Genomic DNA, 1808 nt, shown 5'->3' on the forward strand with positions numbered 1-1808 from the left:
CCGCCGCGGTGCCGAGGCCCGAGCCGAGCGCCTTCAGCCCATCGAAATCCATGGCTGCGTCCATGATCTCGTGCGCCGGGACCAGCGGCACCGACGAGCCGCCCGGGATCACCGCCAGCAGATTGTCCCACCCGCCGCGAATGCCGCCGGCGTGACGGTCGATCAGCTCGCGGAACGAAATCCCCATGCTCTCCTCGACCACGCACCGATTGTTCACATGGCCGCTGATCTGGAACAGCTTCGTCCCCTCGTTCTTGGGATTGCCGATCCCCACGAACCACGCCGCCCCGCGCCGCAGGATCGTCGGCACGACGGCGATGCTCTCGACATTGTTGACCGTCGTCGGGCAGCCATAGAGCCCCGCGCCAGCCGGAAAGGGCGGTTTCAGCCGCGGCTTGCCCTGCTTGCCCTCGAGGCTTTCGAGCATCGCCGTCTCTTCGCCGCAGATATAGGCGCCCGCGCCACGATGGACGAAGATGTCGAAGTCATAGCCCGACCCGGCGGCGTTCTTGCCGATCAGCCCGGCGGCATAGGCCTCGGCCACCGCCCGGCGCAGCGCCTCGGTCTCGCGGATGAATTCGCCGCGCACATAGATATACGCCGCCCGCGCGCGCATCGCGAAGCCCGCGATCAGCGCGCCTTCGACCAGCTTGTGCGGGTCGTGACGCAGGATTTCGCGGTCCTTGCACGATCCCGGCTCGCTCTCGTCGGCGTTGATCACCAGGAAATTGGGTTTCCCCGGCTTGGGCTCCTTGGGCATGAAGCTCCACTTCATCCCCGTCGGGAAGCCCGCCCCGCCGCGCCCGCGCAGGCCCGAGGCCTTGATCTCGTCGATGATCGCATCCTGCCCGCGCTTCATCAGCGCGGCGGTCTGGTCCCAGTCGCCACGCGCTTGCGCTTCCTTCAAGCCCGGCGACTGGAAGCCATACAAATTAGTGAAGATGCGATCCTTGTCGGCGAGTGCGCTAACGGTCATCAGCTAACCCCGAGAAAATAGACGGCAGCAATCAAAATAACCGCAATCAGCGCGAACTTGATGACGCCCTTTACAAAGCGAAAGGCGATGAACGCCAGCACCAGCGCGATGATGATCCCGACGATGCTCACCACTGCCCCCGATAATCATAATTGCGCTCAGCCATCTTTTTCAGCGTGGTCGGCCCGCCCTGAGGACAGCTCGTCTGCCGCTCGATCTGCGGTCCTGGCTTCGGGCGCTCACCCCGCGCCAGCATGTCGAGCACGACCCCCATCCGATCCTCGGTCAAATCCTCGAAATTATCGTCGTTGATCTGGACCATCGGCGCGTTGGTGCAGGCGCCGAGGCACTCGACCTCGGTCAGCGTGAACAGCCCGTCGGGGGTGGTGCGGCCCTTCGTCAGCCCGCGCGCCGTGCACGCCGCGAAGACATCGTCCGACCCGGCCAGCAGGCACGGCGTCGTCCCGCACACCTGGACATGGAAGCGCCCGACCGGCGCGAGATTATACATCGAGTAGAAGGTCGCGACTTCGAGCAGGCGGACCGGCGGCAGGTCGAGGTGCGCGGCGACATATTCGATCACCGGGATCGGCAGCCAGCCCTGCGTATTGGTCTCCGTCCCGACCTGGCGCTGGGCGAGGTCGAGCAGCGGCAGCGTCGCCGACTGCTGCCGCCCCTCGGGATAGCGCGCGATGATCTTGTGCGGCGCCTTCTTGTTGGAGGCGGTAAACGCTAACGCCTACCTCCGCTCGCTCATTTCCGGCTTGTCCGGGGCGAAGACGCGCTCTGGCATTGGTCAACGCTTCGACTGTTTGTATCGCGTCATTGTCGC

The 1808-nt window shown here is 65.2% G+C and carries 2 protein-coding genes and 1 pseudogene; all 3 read right to left on the minus strand.

Annotation, left to right across the window (positions count from 1 at the left end; genetic code table 11):
• Positions 1–976 (minus strand): NADH-quinone oxidoreductase subunit NuoF (gene nuoF / locus RMN84_RS08785; protein ID WP_309611801.1); only part of this gene is annotated, 976 nt, incomplete at its 3' end.
• Positions 976–1107 (minus strand): hypothetical protein, encoded by a 132-nt coding sequence (locus RMN84_RS08790; RefSeq protein WP_309611803.1) that lies wholly within the window; start codon positions 1105–1107, stop codon positions 976–978. The genes RMN84_RS08790 and nuoF, both read right to left, overlap by 1 nt.
• Positions 1104–1769: pseudogene (nuoE, locus tag RMN84_RS08795) on the minus strand (NADH-quinone oxidoreductase subunit NuoE). Before nuoE ends, RMN84_RS08790 begins: the two are co-directional and overlap by 4 nt.
• Between the last annotated feature and the right edge of the window lie 39 nt (positions 1770–1808).

The organism is Sphingomonas sp., assembly GCF_031380695.1.
Classification (GTDB): Bacteria; Pseudomonadota; Alphaproteobacteria; order Sphingomonadales; family Sphingomonadaceae; genus Sphingomicrobium.